The organism is Actinomyces culturomici (genome assembly GCF_900499005.1).
GTDB lineage: Bacteria > Actinomycetota > Actinomycetes > Actinomycetales > Actinomycetaceae > Pauljensenia > Pauljensenia culturomici.
Genome location: NZ_LS991316.1, coordinates 907,662 through 925,167 on the forward strand (window position 1 = coordinate 907,662; position 17,506 = coordinate 925,167).

Consider the following 17,506-nt stretch of genomic DNA (forward strand, 5'->3'; position numbering starts at 1 on the left):
GCATGTCCGGGCCCTTCGTGCGCCTCCCCCGCGTCCTCCTCCCCTCGCGGCGCTCCTTCGTCGAGCGGCCGCTGGCGGACGGCCGCGCCCTTCGCCTCGAGTACCTGCGGACCCGGACCGCCCGTCGTTCGGCCCCGATCCTCGTGATCCCGGGCGGTCCCGGCATGTCCTCCGACCTCCCGTACTCCCTCCTGAGACGCCTCGCCGCCCGTCGCGAGATGGACCTCCTCATGGTCGAGCACCGCGGCGTCGGCGCCTCGCGCAGGGACGAGGACGGGGCGGAGCTGAGGACGACGGACGTCACTCTGGCCGCCGCCGCGGACGACCTCGACGCGGTCCTCGACGCCGAGGGGGTCGAGAGGGCCGTCGTCTACGGCGCGAGTTACGGGAGCGCCCTCGCCCAGCTCTTCGCCGCACGGCATCCCGGAAGGATCGCGGCCCTCGTCCTCGATTCGCCGCTCCTCGACCCCATCGACGATCTGCGCGCAGCGCGCGAGCGCCTGCGCGCGCTCCTCTGGAGCGGCGCCGCCGCCGGCTACGAGGCGGCCGCGGACGGGGTACGGCGCCTCGGGGAGCGCCTCGCCGACGCTGAACTCGCGAACCTGGCGCGCTTCGTCCACGAGTACGCGGGCCCCGACGTCCTTTCGAGGCTCGCCCCCGCGTGGGCCTCCGGACGATTCCCGCTCCTGCGGCGCATCCTCGAGGGCGCGGGCTCGGGCGAATTCTCGGGACGCCGGACGCCGCGCATCATGGAGCCGGACCTCGTTCGCGGGATCGCCTTCGGGGAGCTCGGATTCGGCCTCCCGCGCGACGGCGGACCGCTCGATCCGCAGGCCTTCGTCGCGGCCCACCAGGGGGAGGCCCCGTCCTACGCGCGCGGTCCCGTCGATCTGCGCGAGGCCGCGCGCCGCCTTCGAGTGCCGACCGTCGTCGTCTCCGGCGAGTTCGATCTGCGCACGCCCGGGCCCGTCGCCGCCCGGCTCGCCTCGCTCGCGCCCGGCGGCGTCCTCGTCGAGGTGCCGCGGATCGGGCACTCGATCCTCGACGCCCACCCGCTCCTCGCCCTCGCGATCGCCCAGGCGGTCGCCGACGGTCGCGAGGCGCTCCTCCCCCGGATGATCGGGCGACTGCGACGGCTTCCGCGGATCGGCGCTCCCGCTCTCGCAGGCGCTCTCCTGCGCGGCGTGGCGAGACTCGCCGGAGAGGCGAGTGCGAGCCCGACGGGGTCCTAGCGCCCGTCCTCGACGCCCGGCCTCGCGAGGACGAGCCCGACGATGAGAACGGACGCGCTCGAGAGGAGCACCATCGGCGAGAGGAGCCGCTCCCCCGCCGTCGAGTCGAGCGAACCCGCGTAGAGGACGTAGGCGCCGAAGAGGAGCCAGGGCGCCAGGGCGAGGGCCGTCCACGGGACGACCTGCGCGCCGACGTCCCGCAGGCGGCGAACGGTGAGCACGAGGAAGGGCAGGGACGCCGCGAGGGCGAGCACGTGGAGGACGACGAAGTTCCAGGGGAACAGCGGATCGGCTTCGAAGGCGAGGACGATGCCCCGCCACGCGATGATCCCGAGTTCGACGATGCCGATGAGGACGAGGCCGAGCGGCGCGACCTTCCAGAATCCGGCGCGGTCCGTCCTTCCCGCGAAATCGGTCGTGCGGCGCAGAGCGTCCTTCCAGGCGTCGATCATCGGTCCTCCTTGACTGCGCGCGCCCGGCAGTGGTCCGGACGCGATCGGCATTCCTCCTCGAGACTATCGGGGCGCAGTGGATTCCGCCCAGGCGAGGAAATCGGCGGCGAGGACGATCGGTTTGCCGAATTTGGCGGCCTTCCGCGCCTTGGAGGACTGCGAGCCGACTTCCGCGCAGACGAGGACGTCGCACCGCGTCTTCGACACATTGGCGACGGGCCGCAGGCCCCTGGAGGCGGCGAGGCCGCGGTGGATCACCTCGTCGACCTCGGACACAGGCGCATCGCCCACATCCGCGGCCCCGAGGACTCGCCGTCCGCGGCGGTGCGCCATGCGACGTGGATGCGCCGCATGGAGGAGCGCGGTCTGCGCTCGACGGCTCCACTCATCGGCGGATGGTCGGTGTCCGATGGATATCGCGCCGGGCTCGAACTCGCCGACGAGGCGGAGACGACGGCCGTCTTCTGCGCGAACGATGAAGTCGCCCTCGGCTGCATCGCCGCGTTGCGCAGTCGGGGGATCGACGTGCCGGGAGACATGTCGGTCGTCGGCTTCGACGGCCTTCCGCTCGCCGAGCACTTCCTCCCGCCCCTGACGACCGTCGTCCAGGACTTCCACGCCGCGGGGACGACGATGGTCGAGCTTGTCGCCGAGCAGATCGAGCACGGCATCGCCGACGGCACCCGACGCGTCCTCATCCCCACCGAGCTCGTCGTCCGCGCGACGACCGCGCCGCCGAGGGGATGAGACGGACGCGAGCATGACGAAGGGGAGAGGGGCCGTCCACGTGCCCCTCTCCCCTACGCCGGATCGGCGTCAGTCGCCGATGCAGTGCTCGACGAAGGCGACGATCTCCGCCTCGACGTCCGCCCGCGACGCGGGCTCGTTGTGCACCTCGTGGCGCAGGCCCGTGTAGATCCGGGTACGGACATCGCGCAGACCCGCCGTCCACAGGCTGTTGGCGACGTGGTAGGTTCCCTCGCCGAAGTTCGCCGTCGGATCCTGGTCTCCCGACAGGAGGAGGACCGGGAGTTCCTTGGGGATGCTCGGCGCCCACTCGGGGCCGGTCGCCTGCTGGTAGAGGTCGATGAAGCCGCGCGCGAAGCGCAGGGTCATCGGAGCCCCGAAGTTGTTGTAGGGATCCGTCGCATGGTCGGCGATGATGCCGCGATCGACGGCGACCCAGTCGGTCGGCCCCTGAACGTCGACGTACCGGTCGAGCACGCCCTCGAAGAGACCGAGGGTGACGCCCGTCGTGTCGAGCGCCTCTCCGCCGTTCTCGGCGATCGCCGCGTCGATTCCCGCGATGACGGCCTCATTCTCGAGGCCCTTCATCTGCGAGACGACGCCGCAGATCGCGAGGCCCGCGAGTCCTTCGGGACGGCGCGAGGCGAAGACTCGGGCGATCATCGAGCCCCACGAATGACCGAAGACGACGTAGGGCAGATCCGGGAATCGCTCGGAGACGAGGTCGCGGAGTCGCAACTCGTCCTCGACGACGACGCGCGCGGGATCCTCGCCGGCGTCCTGCCAGACGCCGGACTTCATCGCCGTGCGCCCGTGCCCGGCGTGGTCGTCGGCCGCGACGACGAATCCCGCGTCGAGGAGCGTTGTGATGAGGTGGATGTAGCGACGCGAGTGCTCTCCGAGTCCGTGGATGAGCTGGACGACGGCCCGAGCGGGCTTCGCCGGTGTGTAGATCCACGCCTGGATCTCGTCCCGGGCGTTCGCCGAGGTGAAAGTGAGTTCGTGCAGTGCCATGATCGGCCTCCCCTTCGAGTGCTGGTGACGGTTCGGACACTACTCGCGCCACCGGAAGTAGGCCGCCGCGTGGTCCAACGCGCGCACCGGGGGCGCACGCCCGCACACTCGTCAATACCGGTTGAGAAATCGTGCGATTCGTGGCCTCGTGACGGTCCCGAGTCGCGCGCTCTCAGAATCCGAGGGCCTCGACGAGGCTCGGGATCGCGATGACGCCTCCCTTCGGCGCCTCCACGCGGAAGTCGCCGAGACCGATGGCGTGCGCGCGAAGACCCCGCTCCCTCACCCACGTCGACTTCCCGCAGGCGGGCGCGCCGCGCAGAACGACAACGTGCCGCATCGTCCCCTCCCCTTCAATCGCCACTGCGAACCGCTCGGATCGCGTTCCGAGTCGCTACCATCCTCCGACTGGTCACCGGCATGTGCGTCGGCGCCACCGCGGGCGGATGGGAACTGGGGAAGATGCGACGAGCGAGAGACGACGAAGTCCCGGACCGCCGAGGGTCCGGGACTTCACACTGTCGGGCTGGCGGGATTTGAACCCACGACCCCTTGAGAAGGGTATTCAAATCACAGGGAGCCCCGGGGTGCTGCCGGTTTCTGGCGGGATAGCAACGATTCAGTGCCATCCATACTTCCCGCCAACTCCCGACGAAACCCTCGAAATCCCATGATTCAAGATACTCTTCAAGATGAGGTGAGGGCCTGGGAAGCGGCTTCCTTGAGGGCCTCGACCTCGCGGGCGTCGGTGTAGTGGGAGCGGTTGATCTCGCGGGTGTGGCCGAGCAGCCTGATCCGCTGGTCCTCGGGAACCACGTCGGCCAAGATCGAGTTGATCGTCGTCCTCCATGAGTGCCCGCGCTCCACCTTGAACATCTCGATGCCGCACGCCTCGGCCAGTTCCTCGTAGAGGGCTGCGAGTTTGCGGTCGCGGTTCCGGGGCAGCCACTCCTTCATCGGGTCGGTGGGCGCACCGAACAGGTACGCACCCTCGGGCAGCCGCTCGATCCTCTCCACGAGCAGCCGGGCCACGGTGTCGTCGAGCACGGGCACGCGACGAGCCCGCCTCGTCTTGGTAGCGGCCTCACCGAGGACGAACACGACGTTCCCGTTGTCGTCCACTTCGACCTCGCTCACGGGACGCCTACCGATCTCTGAGGTCCTCATCCCCGTGGCGGCCTGGGTGAGGACGAACTCCAGCAGAGCCCGGCGCTCGGCAATCCGGTCCTCAAGAGTCCAGCGCCCGCGCCTGGGCTTCTCCACCGCCTTCGGGTCCTGGGTAAGCAGCCAGTCGATCGCCTTCCGATACTCCTCCCGCGTGAGAGCGTGCCCGCCACGCTGGACGGGTGGCTTGCGGGATCTCGACAGGTCGAGGTCCAGATCGGCCAGCGGGTTGTACTGCAACAGGCCGTCCAGTTTCAGTGGTCGGGCGAGGTACTTCGAGGCGACCAACTTCGCGTGCTTCACGTTCTTGGCCCCATGCAGCCGCCCGATCTCCTCCAGGCACTCCTTGAGGGCACGGGGGCGCATGGCCGCCTCGATGGACAGTCCCTTGAGGGCGTGCCGGTGGCAGTGGCCCTTCTCGTCGGAGCCGCACTCGCCCAGCAGTAGCCGGTAGGCGAGCCAGTACCGTGCCCGCGTGGCCTCAGCGAGGCGCTCGGACTCAATGGCGGGCTTGGTGACGGCTTCCATGTACTCGGCCACCTGCGAGCGCAGCGACCACGAGGACGCCCCGGAGGTCTGAAGCAATTCAGCAGCCTTGGCGCGCGCCCTGGCACGCACCTCCGCCCTCGTAGGGGCCTGGCTCTTCATGTGGACCGTACGCCCGTCGTGCAGCATGATGCGCCACTGGAGGCGGAAACCGCCGTCGATGGGGGCTGGGGTCGCTCGGTCGATGGAGTGCTGGCCGGGCGAGAGCACGACACGGGCCGCTCGCTTCTTCTTCGTTGCCGGTTCTGTCATACCTCCATTGTAAGATACGCTGTTCCCCTGGTTCAAGTGGGAGTGAGGTGGGCTTGCGGGGACTTGACGGGCCATGCTAGGATCGGAGCAAGTCCTTCGGGCCGATCCCACCAAGGGGTCAGTACACCTCGATATCTCCGGGGTGAGGGGATGAGCCTGGAGCGGCGTGAGATTGGCCGTCTGAGGGTCCGTCTGGGCCCCCACACCATCCTCGACGGGATGTGATGGTGCCGATGAGCAAGCCGCGCCCACGTGGGCAGGGACCTCTCCCGTGCGAGGTTCAGCAAGGGTTTCCGACTCGATAGTGAGCGGTGCCAAGCCCTTTCCTTCGTCAGGAAAGGGCTTTCGCCATGTCCGCCGCTCCCGCTGCAACCTCTACCGTGCTCGACGACGAGCGCGCGCTCTCCCCCGCTGAGGCCGCCGAGTTCCTCGGCGTCTCCACCAAGACCCTCACCAACTGGCGCAGCCTGGGCAAGGGGCCATCCTACCTCAAGTACGACCTGGGCGGTGACCTGGACGGCCAGGGCCGTCGTCGTGGCTCCGTCGCCTATCAGGTCCGCGACCTGCGCTCCTTCATGCAGGCTCACCGGACCGTCACCGGGGGTCAGCGATGAACCCCACCATCACCACCTTCTCCCCCGCGAGCGAGGGGCCGAAGGCCCCGAGGCTTGCCCGCGACGCGGGCACGCCCTCGTGTGAAATGCGCACCTGGGGCCTCCTCAAGAGTTTTCTGGCCAAAACGGGTCTAATTGACGCTCTACGCGCGCGCGGCAGGGGCTTGTCGACTGCCGCGCACCCCAACAATCGGCTGGAACACCAGGCAAAACTCATCCTTGACACCACCTCGAACGAGACGCGCTTCCGCCTGTTTTCAGGGGGTCAATTAGGTCGTCAATTAGGGGTCAATTGGGGGTCAATTAACTTACGTGACCCCCTCGGAGGCCTTCTTGCGCCCGGTGCGGCGGCCTTCGTCGAGGCACCGGTCAGGCTCCGGTGCCTCGACAGAGGTCGCCAGGCGCACCCCTGCCTCGGTCCTCGTCACCACACTGCGAATCAGTCGGGAGGTGACCGGCGATGAGCAAGCAGTCGAACAACCCGACCTTGATCGGCCTCACGCAGCAGTTGAAGTCGGACCTGTGGACCTGGGCCGATGACCCCCACAACGCGACCGCACTGGACTGCGACGCGCTCAGTCTGGGGACCTACCTGGTGGAGCGACTGGAAGCCGTCGGCTGCAAGGTCGAGGCCGCGTACGCGATCATCCACGACAAGGACGAGCAGGACCAGTGGAACGAGGTCACGCACCAGTACGACCGCGTTCCGAAAGAGAGGCACGTCCACGCCGTCTTCCGGTTTGCCGACCGCAAGTCCTCCGCGTCCGTGGAGCAGCTCGCCGGGTTCCTCGGCGTGGATCCGCAGTACGTCGAGAAGCCGAAAGCCGGACGCTACGCGTTCGACAACATGCTCGCCTACCTCGTCCACGCCAAGTACCGGGACAAATACCAGTACCCGGCGGAGGAGGTCGCCACTCTTCGGGGGAAGAACTACATGGACATCCACGCCGAGAGGCGGGAGGTCTGGGCTCGCGGTGCGGCGACGATCAAGACCAAGAACGTGAACGAGTCGGCGGATTATCTGCGCGACCTGATCCTGGAGGGCCTCGTCTCGAAGGAGCAGGTCATGCTGACTGATGAGCTCTTCACGATCTACTCCCGGCACAAGACGATGATGGACGAGGCGTTCGGCGCTTACGGTCAGCGTCGCGCCTACCAGGCCGCCGCGAAACTGCGCCAAGGCGACTTCCACACGACGGTCGTCTTCATCTGGGGTGAGGCCGGGGTCGGCAAGACCCGGATCGCTCAGGACTTCATCGCCCGGACCCTCGGCCTCGCCAAGGAGTGCGGCGAGACGTGGCGCGTCTACCGTGCCGCGACGGCGAACCCTCTGGACGACTGGCAGGGGCAGGAGGTCGTCTTCCTCGATGACCTTCGCGGGTCGGCGATGGAGGCAAACGACTGGCTACTGCTACTCGACCCATACAACGCCTCGCCTGCCCGCGCCCGCTACCAGAACAAGCAGGAGGTCGCGCCCCGGCTGATCGTCCTGACGGCAACCATCCCGCCGGACCAGTACTTCTTCTGGACCCGGAACAAGGGCAACGTGGACGAGGCCCTGGACCAGTTCATCCGTCGCCTCGCAGCAACAGTGAAGGTGCAGCACGTCGACGGCGAACGGGCGTATCTCGTTTCGCCCGTCGGTCGTCTGAAGGGCACTCGCCAGGCGGTTATCGCGGACCGACGTATTGATCTGCGCTTCGGTGCTCTCGGGACGGTCACGCACTCCGCCGACGGCGCGTGTAACGCGCTCGCCGGTCTACTCGCGGTGGCATCGCCTGATATGGGCTTCGAGGAGACGGAGGGCTGGCAGGCAGGTCAGGACCTCGTTCTGCTCGAAGGGTCTGTCGTCGAACCTGAGCCCGAACCTGAACCGGAGCCGACGGCGGAGGAGACCACCACCGAGCAGGCGTCGAGCGCTGCCGTCTCTCCGATCGACCAGATCGAGATGGAGAAGCGGATTGCCGAGGCGAAGGCAGCCGAAGACCAGCGCAAGGCGGAGAAGGCAGAACGATTCTGTCTCGCCCATGAAGAGGCGGCGGCGAAGAAGGCTGCTTTCGCGCAGGACGGTCGTCTCGACCTCGCCGCAAAGGTCTTCGTCCGCGACTACTACGGCACCCCGCAGGTGGTGATCGCGGAGGAGCAGCCGGAGGCCCTGACTGGCTCCCCCTGGACAATCTGACCCTCAAAACCAGACCACCAACCACATCACGAAAGGAACGCAACCATGTCCAAGACAGCAGCCGAGATTGAGAAGGAACTCGCCGCAAAGAACTCCGAGGCACGTGCCCTCCGGCGCGCACTGAAGGAGGCGCAGCAGAGAGAACTCCTGTCCGCAAAGACGGCCCTCGGAGAGGCCGTCGCAACCCTCGTTTTTGCGGACACGCCGGAGGCAATGCAGGCGCTCGTTCGCACGCTGAACGGGCCCGGTATCGCCGACGAAGTGCGTCGGCTTCTCGGTACGAACAGCACCGAGAACCGCACAGCGGAGGAGCCCAAGGAGGAGCTCCGGTGGGGCTCCGACGAGGGCTATGACCAGGCCGACACCGATGTGCCAGCGGCGCGCTGGTGACGGCCTCGGGGACCCGGAGTTGAACCGAGCAAGCGCTGGTTCAACGAAGGGTCCCCGCCCTGCGGAGCAGCCCCCGGACAGTGAAGCGAAGCGTAACTGTCTTAGGGGGTTAATACACCTTGTGTATCGGGGGTAGCGAAGCGAGGGGACCCGGAGACACAAGGTGTGACCCGTGGGGCAACTTTTCGGGCAGGGAGCGTAGCGACCAGGGACCCGAGGAGTTGGCACACGGATGCAAGGGCGGGTGCTCTGGGTAGCGAAGCGAGGGTCCCAGAGCACCCGCCACTGCGCCGACGAACGAGAGAACAACGTGAACGAGTGAGGAGAAAATGATGAGCGACACGACAGGACGCACTGGCTTTCGGGTGACCCACACTAAAGCCGTCGGGGAACGGCGTGCGATCGTGCACGAGATGATGCGCGAACTCGACCCGAAAGCGGTCGAGTACTGGGCACGCGAGAACACGAACATCGTGGTCGAGGACGAGGCCCTCGACCGGGGGTTCGTAAACGACGGGAAGGGCCGGTTTGTCCGCGCCACGTCTATGCAGCAGGTGCTCGATTATGGGCAATCAAGGGTTGAGCGACTGACCTCGCCCCTGCGCGAGGACAAGCCAGACAAGCAGGGCAAGATGCGAGGCGGCACGGTGACGACCTCGATGTTCGTCGCGCACCTGCCCAAGAGCATGTGTGAGGAGGTCCCGGACTTCTACGGCAAGGGCCGCTCCCGATGGGTCGCGCGTGATCGCGACGAGGCGATGAGGTACTTTACGGACGTTCTGCGTTTCCTCGGCAAGAACGTCATCCCCGGCGGGTTTGAGGCCATACTCGGGTTCGATGTCCAGCACTCGGAGACAACGCCGCACATCCAATTGCTCGCAGACACGTTCGCCGATGACCCAAAACACGAGGGCGGCCTCCGCCCGGAGTGGTCAAGGGCCTACGCCGCGCACCGTGACGTGCTGGGTGAGGACGGCAAGATGCTCACTGGGCGACAAAAGCTTGAGCGCTACCAGGACGACCTTAAGGAATACATGGTCGCGCGCGGCTGGCCCGTGGAGCGCGAGGTCGACCCCCTGCGCCATGACAAGAGCGAGACTAAGGCGGTCTACGGGGCGCTTCGTGACGAGCGTCGCGAGCTTGACGGGCAGCGCGACCAACTCAAGGCTGACCGCGACGAGTTGCGCTACGAGGGCGAGCTTCTTGAGCGCGAGGAGTTCCAGGTCCGGCTCGCCCGCAAGCAGGTCGAGACGGAACGGGAAACAGCACGGGAGGAGGGACGACGCGAGGGCTACGAGCAGGGTCTCTCCGAGGGACGCGCTCAGGGCATCGCCGAGGCTGAACGCCTCCAGAAAGCAGCACGCGAACGGCTCGCCCTCGCAGATGAACGTTACGCCGAGGCGATGACCGCACACTCGATCCCCGACGAGCAAGCGAGATACCTCGCAACGGTGGGCGCTCGGCATCTTGCAACGGTTCTCGGCAAGCACGTGGATGACGCGACGCAGAGGAAGATCGAGCAGGCGAAGGCTGCTGCCGAGCGGACGTTTGCGCGCTCCCCTGAGATGCTCATCAATCAGGCGCGCGAGGTCGAGCGCATGCACGGTAACCGGCTCGTCCAACGTCGGGCACGGACCCTGGAGACGCTGAGCCTCCCCACCACCGAGTATGACGACGGGTACGGGATGTGAATCGAAAACGAGAAAAGAGGGAACCCCCTTACCGCAAGGCCAGGGGGTTCCCTTCACAGGTCGATCTTGAACAGAATGATCTCACTTGTGCTTCTGCACCCAGCTACCGCTGCCGTCTCGGGTGTACCCGTTGACCTTCGCGCTGGGGATGAGGATCGTCCCGTCGCGCATCACGCTGAACGTCACGAAGGCGAAATCGCTCGACCCTGATTCGCTCTCGCTGTCAACCCGCTGGAACCCGAAGGATTCCTTCACGCCGCTGCCGTTGTCGTCTACCGACGTTGCGCAGGGCAGGACCTCGACGAAGGAGTCCGGCGAATCCATGTACACACCTTCCTCGGGCTTGTTCGCATCGAACTGCGACATGGGAAGGATCTCGCTCCCGTAGGGGGCATCCATCGCTACGCCGTAGTACCGGGCCGCCCAATGTGCCGGTCCCATGCTCGACCGGTCGCCCTCCTCGGGCATCGCCTCACCAGTCTTCTCATTGATGTTCGTCTTGGGCGGGACCGGCTTGGTCACCACCGCCTCACCGCCCTCGTTGAACTCCACGTGACCCTCGACGGCGCACAGGCTCGTGGACGTGACCTCCTGAGAGCGCAGCGTCACCGACTTGACCGGAACGGTCACGTTGTCGATCTCCAGAGCCTCAGTGAGACCGTCGGGGAACTGGACGGTGACCTCACCGCCCGGGGCGCTGTCGGGAGTGGAGGCGAACTCGAAGACCACGCGCTCATTGGTGGCGGATGCACCGCCGCTTGCGGCTGCGTCCGTACCTGAGGAGGAGGCTGAACCAGCACACCCTGCCAGGGCCAGAGCGCCGACGAGGAGGAGGGACGAGAGGGAGAGCGTACGCGAGCGTGGATTCATGGGGATCTCCTTTTGGCTTGAATCATGAGGGGAACCGCTTACAGGACCACCCTAGTGGTAGCGATCGGTTCTGGTGGAAGTTATCGGTACCTGGAACTGGGAAGTACCAGCACGGACGATGGGTTAGGTGAGCGGCGGAACGACAAGGACTCTGCGGAGAGCGCTCGGTGTGAACGTGCGCGCCGAGCGTCATCGTCGGGGGCTCACTCAGGAGGGCTTGGCTGAGCGACTCGGGGTCACACCCCGGTACCTGGCAGGCATCGAACGCGGCGAGCGCAATCTCACGCTCGACTCCATCGAGGACCTGGCAGTGCAGCTCGACATGGATCCCCACTCTCTACTGGCGCGACGGTAGCGATACCTATGCGCGGCAGGCACGAGGGTCAGCAGCACCGGAAGATGCACACGCCGCCGTTGGGCGCTTCGGTGATGCTGTAGTCGAGCCGCTCGTCCCGCCACCACTTCTGCACGTCCACGTACGAGTGCAGGTGCTCGGGCACCTCATCCCACACGCCCATCTCCTCGGCGAGTTGGTTGGCGTAGTCAGTCTCCGACTCCCAGCAGCCGCAAAACCGCTCCTCGAAGTCGGACACGCACGGCAACTCATCAGCATCAACGACGTAGCAGCCGCTCTCGACCCACGACACCAGCGCAGGCCAGAGGGTCTCCCCCACCTCGCCATAGAGTTCACCCCACTTCGAGGCGACGGACGGGGAGACTTCCCCGGTCCCGTAAGGGAAGCCCTCGGTATCCAGGCACCACAGTTCGTCGTGAGCACTGGGGTAGCCGTGGAGTTCCTCAGACGTGAGGCTGGCGGCACTCTCGGCATCGACCCACCTCCCCACGAGGCGACCGGCGTTGTAGCACCCGAGGCAGCCCACCCAGACACGGGGACGAACGACGGCAACAGTTGAGCATGAACAGGACATTGGAAACCTCCCGAGTAGGTGGAGGTCGCCCTGGGCAGCCGATTCTCGGGCACGGCGCTCACATGCAGGACGACCTCCAGGAGGTCTCCCGGAGCCGCTCGCGGCTCTGAATCTCAAGATGAGTTTCAAGATGAGATTGAGGGAAACGCGACGAAGCCCGGAACCTCAATCGTTGAGATTCCGGGCTTTTCGTCGGGCTGGCGGGATTTGAACCCACGACCCCTTGACCCCCAGTCAAGTGCGCTACCAAACTGCGCCACAGCCCGTATTCGATTCGTCGCTTGTGGCGACCAGATGATGATAGCCCAGGGCGCGCCCTGAGCGCCAATCGGCCCCATCCCGCCGATTCCCCGATTCCTCGCAGTTCACCGCCCATATGATCGACATCATGTCGAATACCGCACGTCTCGTCAGCCCCTGGGGCGAGGACCTCCCCGCAACGCCCCTCGACGCCTACCCGCGCCCGATGCTCGAGCGCGCGGAGTGGCGCTGCCTCAACGGCCGCTGGCGGTACGCGATCACGCCGACGGCCGGCGCCGAGGACGCTCTCGGCCCTGAGGAGCCGAGCGTCGACGAATGGGACGGCGAGATCCTCGTCCCCTTCGCCGCCGAGACCGAGGCCTCCGGCGTCGCGCGGCCCTTCACCCCCGCCGACGTCCTCCACTACGAGCGCGAGGTCGAGATCCCGGAGTCGTGGCGCGGCCGGCGCATCGCCCTCAACTTCGAGGCGGTCGACTACCGCTGCGCCGTCTGGGTCGACGGCGTGCGAGCCGGCTCCCACTCGGGCGGCTACCTCCCCTTCTCCGTCGATCTGCCGGACACCGCCCGGGAGACGGTGAGGATCCGCGTCGCCGTCGTTGACCCGACCGACACGGGCCGCCAGCAGCGCGGCAAGCAGGCCCTCCTCCCGACGACGATCTGGTACTCCCCCACCTCGGGCATCTGGCAGACCGTGTGGATGGAGCCGCTCCCCGACATCGCCCTCACGCGCGTCGCCGTCAGAACGCACGAAGACCTCGAGACGGTGGACCTCCTCGTCTCCGCCGAAAAGGCCGGCCGCCCCGCCCTCGTCGATATCGACACGCCGGACGGGGCCCTGCGCGTCGAGTGCACGACCGGCGTCCCCGTCGAGGTCCGCATCCCTGACGCCCGCCCGTGGAGCCCAGACGACCCCTTCCTCTACCGCGCGCGGGTGCGGATCGACGAGGACGAGGCGGCGACCTGGTTCGGCGTGAGGACCGTGGCGATCTCCGATCCGGCGAGACGGGGCTCCCGCACGCGCAGGAGGCGCACGTCCGGGAAGGGACGGTCGATCCTCCTCAACGGACGCCCGTTCCTTCTCAACGCCCCGCTCGACCAGGGGTACTGGCCCGAATCCGGACTCACCGCCCCGTCCGAGGAGGCGCTCGCCTTCGACCTCGAGCGGATGAAGGAGATGGGCTTCAACGGCGTACGCGTCCACATCAAGACCGAGTCGCGCCGCTTCTACCACCTCGCCGACCGCCTCGGCCTCGTCCTCGTGCAGGACGCCGTGTCGGGCGCGAAGGCGCCGCTCGGGATCAAGCTCTCCGGAGCGATCCAGGCGCTCGACGTCACGAGCCCCGACCGCTCCCGCCTCTTCCGCCTGCGGACCGGGCGCGAGCGGGCCGAGGATCGCGAGGAGTTCATCCGCGACTGGATCGCGGCGATCCAGCTCCTCGAGGTTCACCCCTCGATCCTCGTGTGGGTCCCCTTCAACGAGGGGTGGGGGCAGTTCAACGCTCGCCTCCTCGAGACAATCACGCGGCGCACCGACCCGACGCGCCTCGTCGACGCGGCCTCCGGCTGGTTCGACCAGGGGCACAGGTGCGGCGACTTCCGCTCGCGCCACCGCTACGTCCTCAGGCTCACCCCTCCGACGCAGCGCGACCCGAGGCCCTACTACCTTTCCGAGTTCGGCGGCCTCAACCTCGCCGTCGAGGGGCACGTGCGCCCCGGCCTCGTCCCCTACGGGTACGGATTCCACGACGACCCCGAGTCCTTCGCCGCCGCGCTCTCCTCCCTCTACCGCGACCAGCTCATCCCCCTCGCCGAGCACGGCCTCACTGCGGCGACGTACACGCAGCTCAGCGACGTCGAACAGGAGACGAACGGACTCCTCACCTACGACCGGCGCGAGACGAAGATCGACCCGGCGATCGTCAGAGGTCTCAACGAGGAGCTGCAGGACGCCTTCGCCGCCGCCCACTCGTAGCCGATCGCCGAGGGCGGGGCGGGCTCCCTGAGGGAGGTCCCACATGACAGTGCCCCTCCGGTGGGACAATCGGCCCCATGACCCGACTGTCGCGCCGCGCCCGCAACTTCCAGCCCTTCTACGCGATGGCCGTCGCCGCGGAGGCGTCGCGACTGGCCGCCGCCGGAAACGACGTCATCCGCCTCTCGCTCGGCGAGCCCGACACCGGCGCGCCGCCACGCGTGCTCGCGGCGCTCGAGGAGATCGCGCGGGAGTCGCGGCCCCTCCCCTACACGGACGCCCTGGGGCTCCCCGAGCTGCGACGCGCCATCGCGCAGCGGTATCGCGACCTCCACGGGATCGAGATCGCGCCCGAACGCGTGTGCGTGACGGCCGGGGCGTCGGCGGCGCTCCTCCTCGTGTCGGCGGCGCTCGTCGACCCCGGGGACCGTGTCCTCCTCGGCGATCCGTCGTACCCGTGCAACCGCCAGTTCCTCGCGACCTTCGGCGCGGACGTCGCACTCATTCCGACCCGGCCCGAGACCCGCTACCAGCTCGACGCCTCCCTCGTCGAGGAGAACTGGACCGAGGAGACCCGCGGCGTCCTCATCGCCTCTCCCTCGAATCCGACGGGCACGTCCGTCGAGACCGAGGAGCTCGCGCGGATCTGCGAGTTCGTCCGGGCGCGCGGCGGATGGCGCGTCATCGACGAGATCTACCTCGAGCTCTCCGACGACCGGGCCGACGGGCGTCGTCCGGCGAGCGTCCTCGCGACCGACCCCGACGCGATCGTCATCTCGAGCTTCTCGAAGTACTTCGGCATGACGGGCTGGAGGCTCGGCTGGGCGATCGTCCCCGAGGACATGGTCGAGGCGATGGATCGTCTCGCGCAGAACCTCCTCATCTGCCCGTCGACGCCCGCGCAGATCGCCGCGCTCGAGTGCTTCCACCCCGAGTCGATCCGGTGGTGCGAGGCGCGTCGCGACCTCTTCTCGCAGCGGCGCGCCGCCGCGACCGAGGCGCTGGCGGACCTCGGGCTGCCCGTGCCCGTCGCGCCGGACGGGGCGTTCTACGTCTACTTCGACGTGTCGGCCACCGGTATGAGCGCCGACGAGTTCTGCGCGCGGGCCCTGTCCGAATGCGGCGTCGCGCTCACGCCGGGCCGCGACTTCGGGCCGCTCACCGCGGACACCCATGTGCGTCTGTCGTGCTCGGCATCGATCGAGGACATCCGCGAGGGCATCGCCCGCCTCGCGCCGCTCGTGCGGCGCTGAGAGGCCCCGCGCCGCGGGCGCGGGCCGACCGAGGAAGGTCAGAGCGCCGCGCGCGCCTCGAGGTCCGCATCGACGAGGGCGAGGATCGCCTCGGCGACGCCCTCGATGCCGAGGCCGGAGGAGTCGACGACGTCGACGCCCTCGGCGGGCGTGAGGAACTCCGAGACGGTGGCGTCCGCTGTGTCGCGCTTCGTGATCTGCTCGCGGACGCGCTCCATGAGCTCGGGGGTCGCCTCGCCGTGGAGCTCGAGGGTGCGCCGACGCAGGCGCTCCTCCTCGTCGGCGAGGAGCAGCACCCGGACGTCGGCGTCGGGGCAGACGACGGTCGTGATGTCGCGGCCCTCGGCGATCATGCCGGAGCCCTCCTCTCGGGCGGCCATCATCCGTCGGCGCTGCTCGACGGCCATCCAGTGGCGGACCTCGAGGTTCGTCGAGACGTGCGGGATCGCGAGGGCGATGCGCGGCTCCCGGATCGCGGTCGTGACATCGATCCCGCCGACCGCGTACGAGGGCGCGTCAGGGTCGGGGTGCATGTCGAGGGGCATCGCATCGGCCGCGGCGCGGACCGCCGCCTCGTCGGTGAGATCGATCCCCTTCTCGAGGGCGAACCACGTGAGCGCCCGGTACATCGCGCCGGTGTCGAGGTACCCGATGCCGAGCCGCCTCGCGAGGAGCTTCGAGATCGTCGACTTCCCGGATCCCGCCGGGCCGTCGATCGCGATCGTGATGCCGAGCCTCGAGATCGCCTCGCGGCGCGCAGCGTCGTCCATGGGAGTCCCTTTCCGCGTTCAGCCCTGCGGGGCGTGGTTGATGAGGCGCCATCCGCGGCGCTCGAGATCGGCCTCGGCCTCGGCGAGGCGGGCCGGATCGATGGAGATGCGCCCGAGGCCGACCGCCTGGCCGGCCGAGTGCTCGAGGACGAGGTCCTCGATGTTGACGCCGATCTCGCCGAGCTCGGTGAAGAGCCGACCGAGCTCGCCGGGACTATCGGGGATGAGGACCTCGAGTTCGGCGTAGCGGCTCGGGGCGCCGCCGTGCTTGCCCGGGATGCGGGCGACGCCGCGGTTGCCGGCCTCCATGACGCGGTTGACCGCGCCGACGCTGCCGCCCCGCAGCGGCCCGCGCTCGGCGGCGGCCTCGAGGTGGACGAGGAGGTCGTCGAGGTCGTCGCGCAGCGGCTTGAGGACCTCGACGACGGGAGCGGCGTTCCCCGCGAGGATCGCGGTCCACAGCCGGGGATCCGATGCGGCGATGCGCGTCGTGTCGCGCAGTCCCTGACCGGCGAGCCCGAGCGATTCGAGCCGCGCATCGGCGAGACGGGCGGCGAGGAGCGAGGAGACGAGCTGGGGGACGTGCGAGACGAGCGCGACGGACGCGTCGTGCGCGGCGGCGTCCATCTCGATCGGCACGGCGCCGACATCGGTCGCGAGCGCGCGGACGGCGAGGACCGCGCGCGGGTCGGAGGTCGGGTGCGCGACGACCACCCAGGGGCGCCCGTAGAAGAGATCGGCGTCGGCTGCGCCCGCGCCGGAGCGCTCGCGCCCCGCCATCGGGTGGGAGCCGACGTACCGCGCCGCGATCGAGGGGTCCTCCCCCGCCGCCGCGGCGCTGAGCACGCCCTCGGCGACCGCGGACTTCACGGAGGCGACGTCGGTGACGACGGCGTCGGGGTAGGCGCGCAGCGCCTCGAGGACGCAGACGTCGGCGACGTCCGGCGGGGCGGCGACGACGACGAGCGTCGGGAGCGGATCCGCGATCTCCGAGACGGGAGTGCCCGCACCGATGTCCTGGGCGAGGCGCAGCGCCGTCGGCGAGGTGTCGGAGAGGTAGACGTCGACGCCCGCGCCCCGCAGCACGAGGCCGAGCGAGGCGCCGAGGAGCCCGGACCCGACGACGAGGACGGGTCCGGTAGTCGCGACGGGACGGAGGGACGACAC

Annotated in this window: 18 protein-coding genes and 1 tRNA gene; 9 read left to right on the plus strand and 10 right to left on the minus strand. The window is 68.4% G+C overall.

Annotation, left to right across the window (positions count from 1 at the left end; translation table 11 throughout):
- Positions 1-2: 2 nt before the first annotated feature.
- On the plus strand, positions 3-1,232 hold the full coding sequence (locus tag DY157_RS03925; RefSeq protein WP_115727314.1) for an alpha/beta fold hydrolase: 1,230 nt from the start codon (positions 3-5) through the stop codon (positions 1,230-1,232).
- Here the strand turns inward: DY157_RS03925 and DY157_RS03930 are convergent.
- Both DY157_RS03930 and DY157_RS11330 read right to left on the minus strand, forming a co-directional pair.
- Entirely contained in the window at positions 1,229-1,684 is a 456-nt protein-coding gene (locus DY157_RS03930; protein WP_160159441.1) for a DUF805 domain-containing protein, read from the minus strand. The two genes, DY157_RS03925 and DY157_RS03930, sit on opposite strands and share 4 nt — an antisense overlap.
- A gap of 63 nt (positions 1,685-1,747) precedes the next feature.
- Positions 1,748-1,942 (minus strand): hypothetical protein, encoded by a 195-nt coding sequence (locus DY157_RS11330; protein ID WP_160159442.1) that lies wholly within the window; start codon positions 1,940-1,942, stop codon positions 1,748-1,750.
- On the opposite strand from DY157_RS11330, the gene DY157_RS11335 reads away from it, so the two are divergent.
- Positions 1,934-2,431, plus strand: a complete 498-nt coding sequence (locus DY157_RS11335; RefSeq protein WP_160159443.1) for a substrate-binding domain-containing protein — start codon at positions 1,934-1,936, stop codon at positions 2,429-2,431. The genes DY157_RS11330 and DY157_RS11335 overlap by 9 nt on opposite strands.
- Positions 2,432-2,500: 69 nt before the next feature.
- On the opposite strand, the gene DY157_RS03940 is transcribed toward DY157_RS11335, so the two are convergent.
- The 3 genes from DY157_RS03940 to DY157_RS03945 all read right to left on the minus strand — a co-directional run bounded on the left by DY157_RS03940 (position 2,501) and on the right by DY157_RS03945 (position 5,407).
- Positions 2,501-3,445, minus strand: coding sequence for an alpha/beta fold hydrolase (locus DY157_RS03940; RefSeq protein WP_115727316.1), 945 nt, complete (start codon positions 3,443-3,445; stop codon positions 2,501-2,503).
- A gap of 172 nt (positions 3,446-3,617) precedes the next feature.
- Entirely contained in the window at positions 3,618-3,785 is a 168-nt protein-coding gene (locus DY157_RS11340; RefSeq protein WP_160159444.1) for a hypothetical protein, read from the minus strand.
- A 347-nt stretch (positions 3,786-4,132) separates the two neighbouring features.
- Positions 4,133-5,407: a tyrosine-type recombinase/integrase gene (locus tag DY157_RS03945; RefSeq protein ID WP_160159445.1), complete on the minus strand. Its 1,275-nt coding sequence runs from the start codon at positions 5,405-5,407 to the stop codon at positions 4,133-4,135.
- Positions 5,408-5,757: 350 nt separating this feature from the next.
- Between DY157_RS03945 and DY157_RS03950 the strand changes: the two genes are divergently transcribed.
- From DY157_RS03950 to DY157_RS03965, 4 genes are all read left to right on the plus strand, one after another.
- Complete coding sequence (locus DY157_RS03950) at positions 5,758-6,021, plus strand: helix-turn-helix domain-containing protein (RefSeq protein WP_115727318.1); 264 nt, start codon at positions 5,758-5,760, stop codon at positions 6,019-6,021.
- A gap of 460 nt (positions 6,022-6,481) precedes the next feature.
- Complete coding sequence (locus DY157_RS03955; protein WP_115727319.1) at positions 6,482-8,203, plus strand: Rep family protein; 1,722 nt, start codon at positions 6,482-6,484, stop codon at positions 8,201-8,203.
- Positions 8,204-8,248: 45 nt separating this feature from the next.
- Positions 8,249-8,593, plus strand: a complete 345-nt coding sequence (locus DY157_RS03960; protein ID WP_115727320.1) for a hypothetical protein — start codon at positions 8,249-8,251, stop codon at positions 8,591-8,593.
- A gap of 332 nt (positions 8,594-8,925) precedes the next feature.
- Positions 8,926-10,284, plus strand: a complete 1,359-nt coding sequence (locus tag DY157_RS03965; protein ID WP_160159446.1) for a hypothetical protein — start codon at positions 8,926-8,928, stop codon at positions 10,282-10,284.
- 81 nt (positions 10,285-10,365) lie between these two features.
- On the opposite strand, the gene DY157_RS03970 is transcribed toward DY157_RS03965, so the two are convergent.
- On the minus strand, positions 10,366-11,154 hold the full coding sequence (locus tag DY157_RS03970; protein ID WP_160159447.1) for a hypothetical protein: 789 nt from the start codon (positions 11,152-11,154) through the stop codon (positions 10,366-10,368).
- A gap of 169 nt (positions 11,155-11,323) precedes the next feature.
- Between DY157_RS03970 and DY157_RS03975 the strand changes: the two genes are divergently transcribed.
- Positions 11,324-11,509 (plus strand): helix-turn-helix domain-containing protein, encoded by a 186-nt coding sequence (locus tag DY157_RS03975; protein WP_268876497.1) that lies wholly within the window; start codon positions 11,324-11,326, stop codon positions 11,507-11,509.
- A gap of 28 nt (positions 11,510-11,537) precedes the next feature.
- On the opposite strand, the gene DY157_RS03980 is transcribed toward DY157_RS03975, so the two are convergent.
- Positions 11,538-12,035, minus strand: coding sequence for an antirestriction protein ArdA (locus tag DY157_RS03980; RefSeq protein ID WP_235827063.1), 498 nt, complete (start codon positions 12,033-12,035; stop codon positions 11,538-11,540).
- Positions 12,036-12,275: 240 nt separating this feature from the next.
- A tRNA-Pro gene (locus tag DY157_RS03985) sits at positions 12,276-12,349 on the minus strand.
- A 122-nt stretch (positions 12,350-12,471) separates the two neighbouring features.
- On the opposite strand from DY157_RS03985, the gene DY157_RS03990 reads away from it, so the two are divergent.
- Entirely contained in the window at positions 12,472-14,316 is a 1,845-nt protein-coding gene (locus DY157_RS03990) for a glycoside hydrolase family 2 protein (protein ID WP_235827064.1), read from the plus strand.
- 77 nt (positions 14,317-14,393) lie between these two features.
- On the plus strand, positions 14,394-15,569 hold the full coding sequence (locus DY157_RS03995) for an aminotransferase class I/II-fold pyridoxal phosphate-dependent enzyme (protein WP_115727326.1): 1,176 nt from the start codon (positions 14,394-14,396) through the stop codon (positions 15,567-15,569).
- 38 nt (positions 15,570-15,607) lie between these two features.
- Here the strand turns inward: DY157_RS03995 and cmk are convergent, their stop codons facing one another.
- Both cmk and DY157_RS04005 read right to left on the minus strand, forming a co-directional pair.
- Positions 15,608-16,339: a (d)CMP kinase gene (gene cmk / locus DY157_RS04000; RefSeq protein ID WP_115727327.1), complete on the minus strand. Its 732-nt coding sequence runs from the start codon at positions 16,337-16,339 to the stop codon at positions 15,608-15,610.
- Positions 16,340-16,357: 18 nt separating this feature from the next.
- A complete protein-coding gene (locus DY157_RS04005; protein WP_115727328.1) occupies positions 16,358-17,506 on the minus strand; it encodes a prephenate dehydrogenase in 1,149 nt (382 codons plus the stop codon).

Bases quoted from the DNA above. Each gene is read 5' to 3' on its own strand.
- DY157_RS03925 (WP_115727314.1), top strand. From the start codon at position 3: ATGTCCGGGCCCTTCGTGCGCCTCCCCCGCGTCCTCCTCCCCTCGCGG.
- DY157_RS03930 (WP_160159441.1), bottom strand. From the start codon at position 1,684: ATGATCGACGCCTGGAAGGACGCTCTGCGCCGCACGACCGATTTCGCG.
- DY157_RS03940 (WP_115727316.1), bottom strand. From the start codon at position 3,445: ATGGCACTGCACGAACTCACTTTCACCTCGGCGAACGCCCGGGACGAG.
- DY157_RS11340 (WP_160159444.1), bottom strand. From the start codon at position 3,785: ATGCGGCACGTTGTCGTTCTGCGCGGCGCGCCCGCCTGCGGGAAGTCG.
- DY157_RS03945 (WP_160159445.1), bottom strand. From the start codon at position 5,407: ATGACAGAACCGGCAACGAAGAAGAAGCGAGCGGCCCGTGTCGTGCTC.
- DY157_RS03950 (WP_115727318.1), top strand. From the start codon at position 5,758: ATGTCCGCCGCTCCCGCTGCAACCTCTACCGTGCTCGACGACGAGCGC.
- DY157_RS03955 (WP_115727319.1), top strand. From the start codon at position 6,482: ATGAGCAAGCAGTCGAACAACCCGACCTTGATCGGCCTCACGCAGCAG.
- DY157_RS03960 (WP_115727320.1), top strand. From the start codon at position 8,249: ATGTCCAAGACAGCAGCCGAGATTGAGAAGGAACTCGCCGCAAAGAAC.
- DY157_RS03965 (WP_160159446.1), top strand. From the start codon at position 8,926: ATGAGCGACACGACAGGACGCACTGGCTTTCGGGTGACCCACACTAAA.
- DY157_RS03970 (WP_160159447.1), bottom strand. From the start codon at position 11,154: ATGAATCCACGCTCGCGTACGCTCTCCCTCTCGTCCCTCCTCCTCGTC.
- DY157_RS03990 (WP_235827064.1), top strand. From the start codon at position 12,472: ATGTCGAATACCGCACGTCTCGTCAGCCCCTGGGGCGAGGACCTCCCC.
- DY157_RS03995 (WP_115727326.1), top strand. From the start codon at position 14,394: ATGACCCGACTGTCGCGCCGCGCCCGCAACTTCCAGCCCTTCTACGCG.
- cmk (WP_115727327.1), bottom strand. From the start codon at position 16,339: ATGGACGACGCTGCGCGCCGCGAGGCGATCTCGAGGCTCGGCATCACG.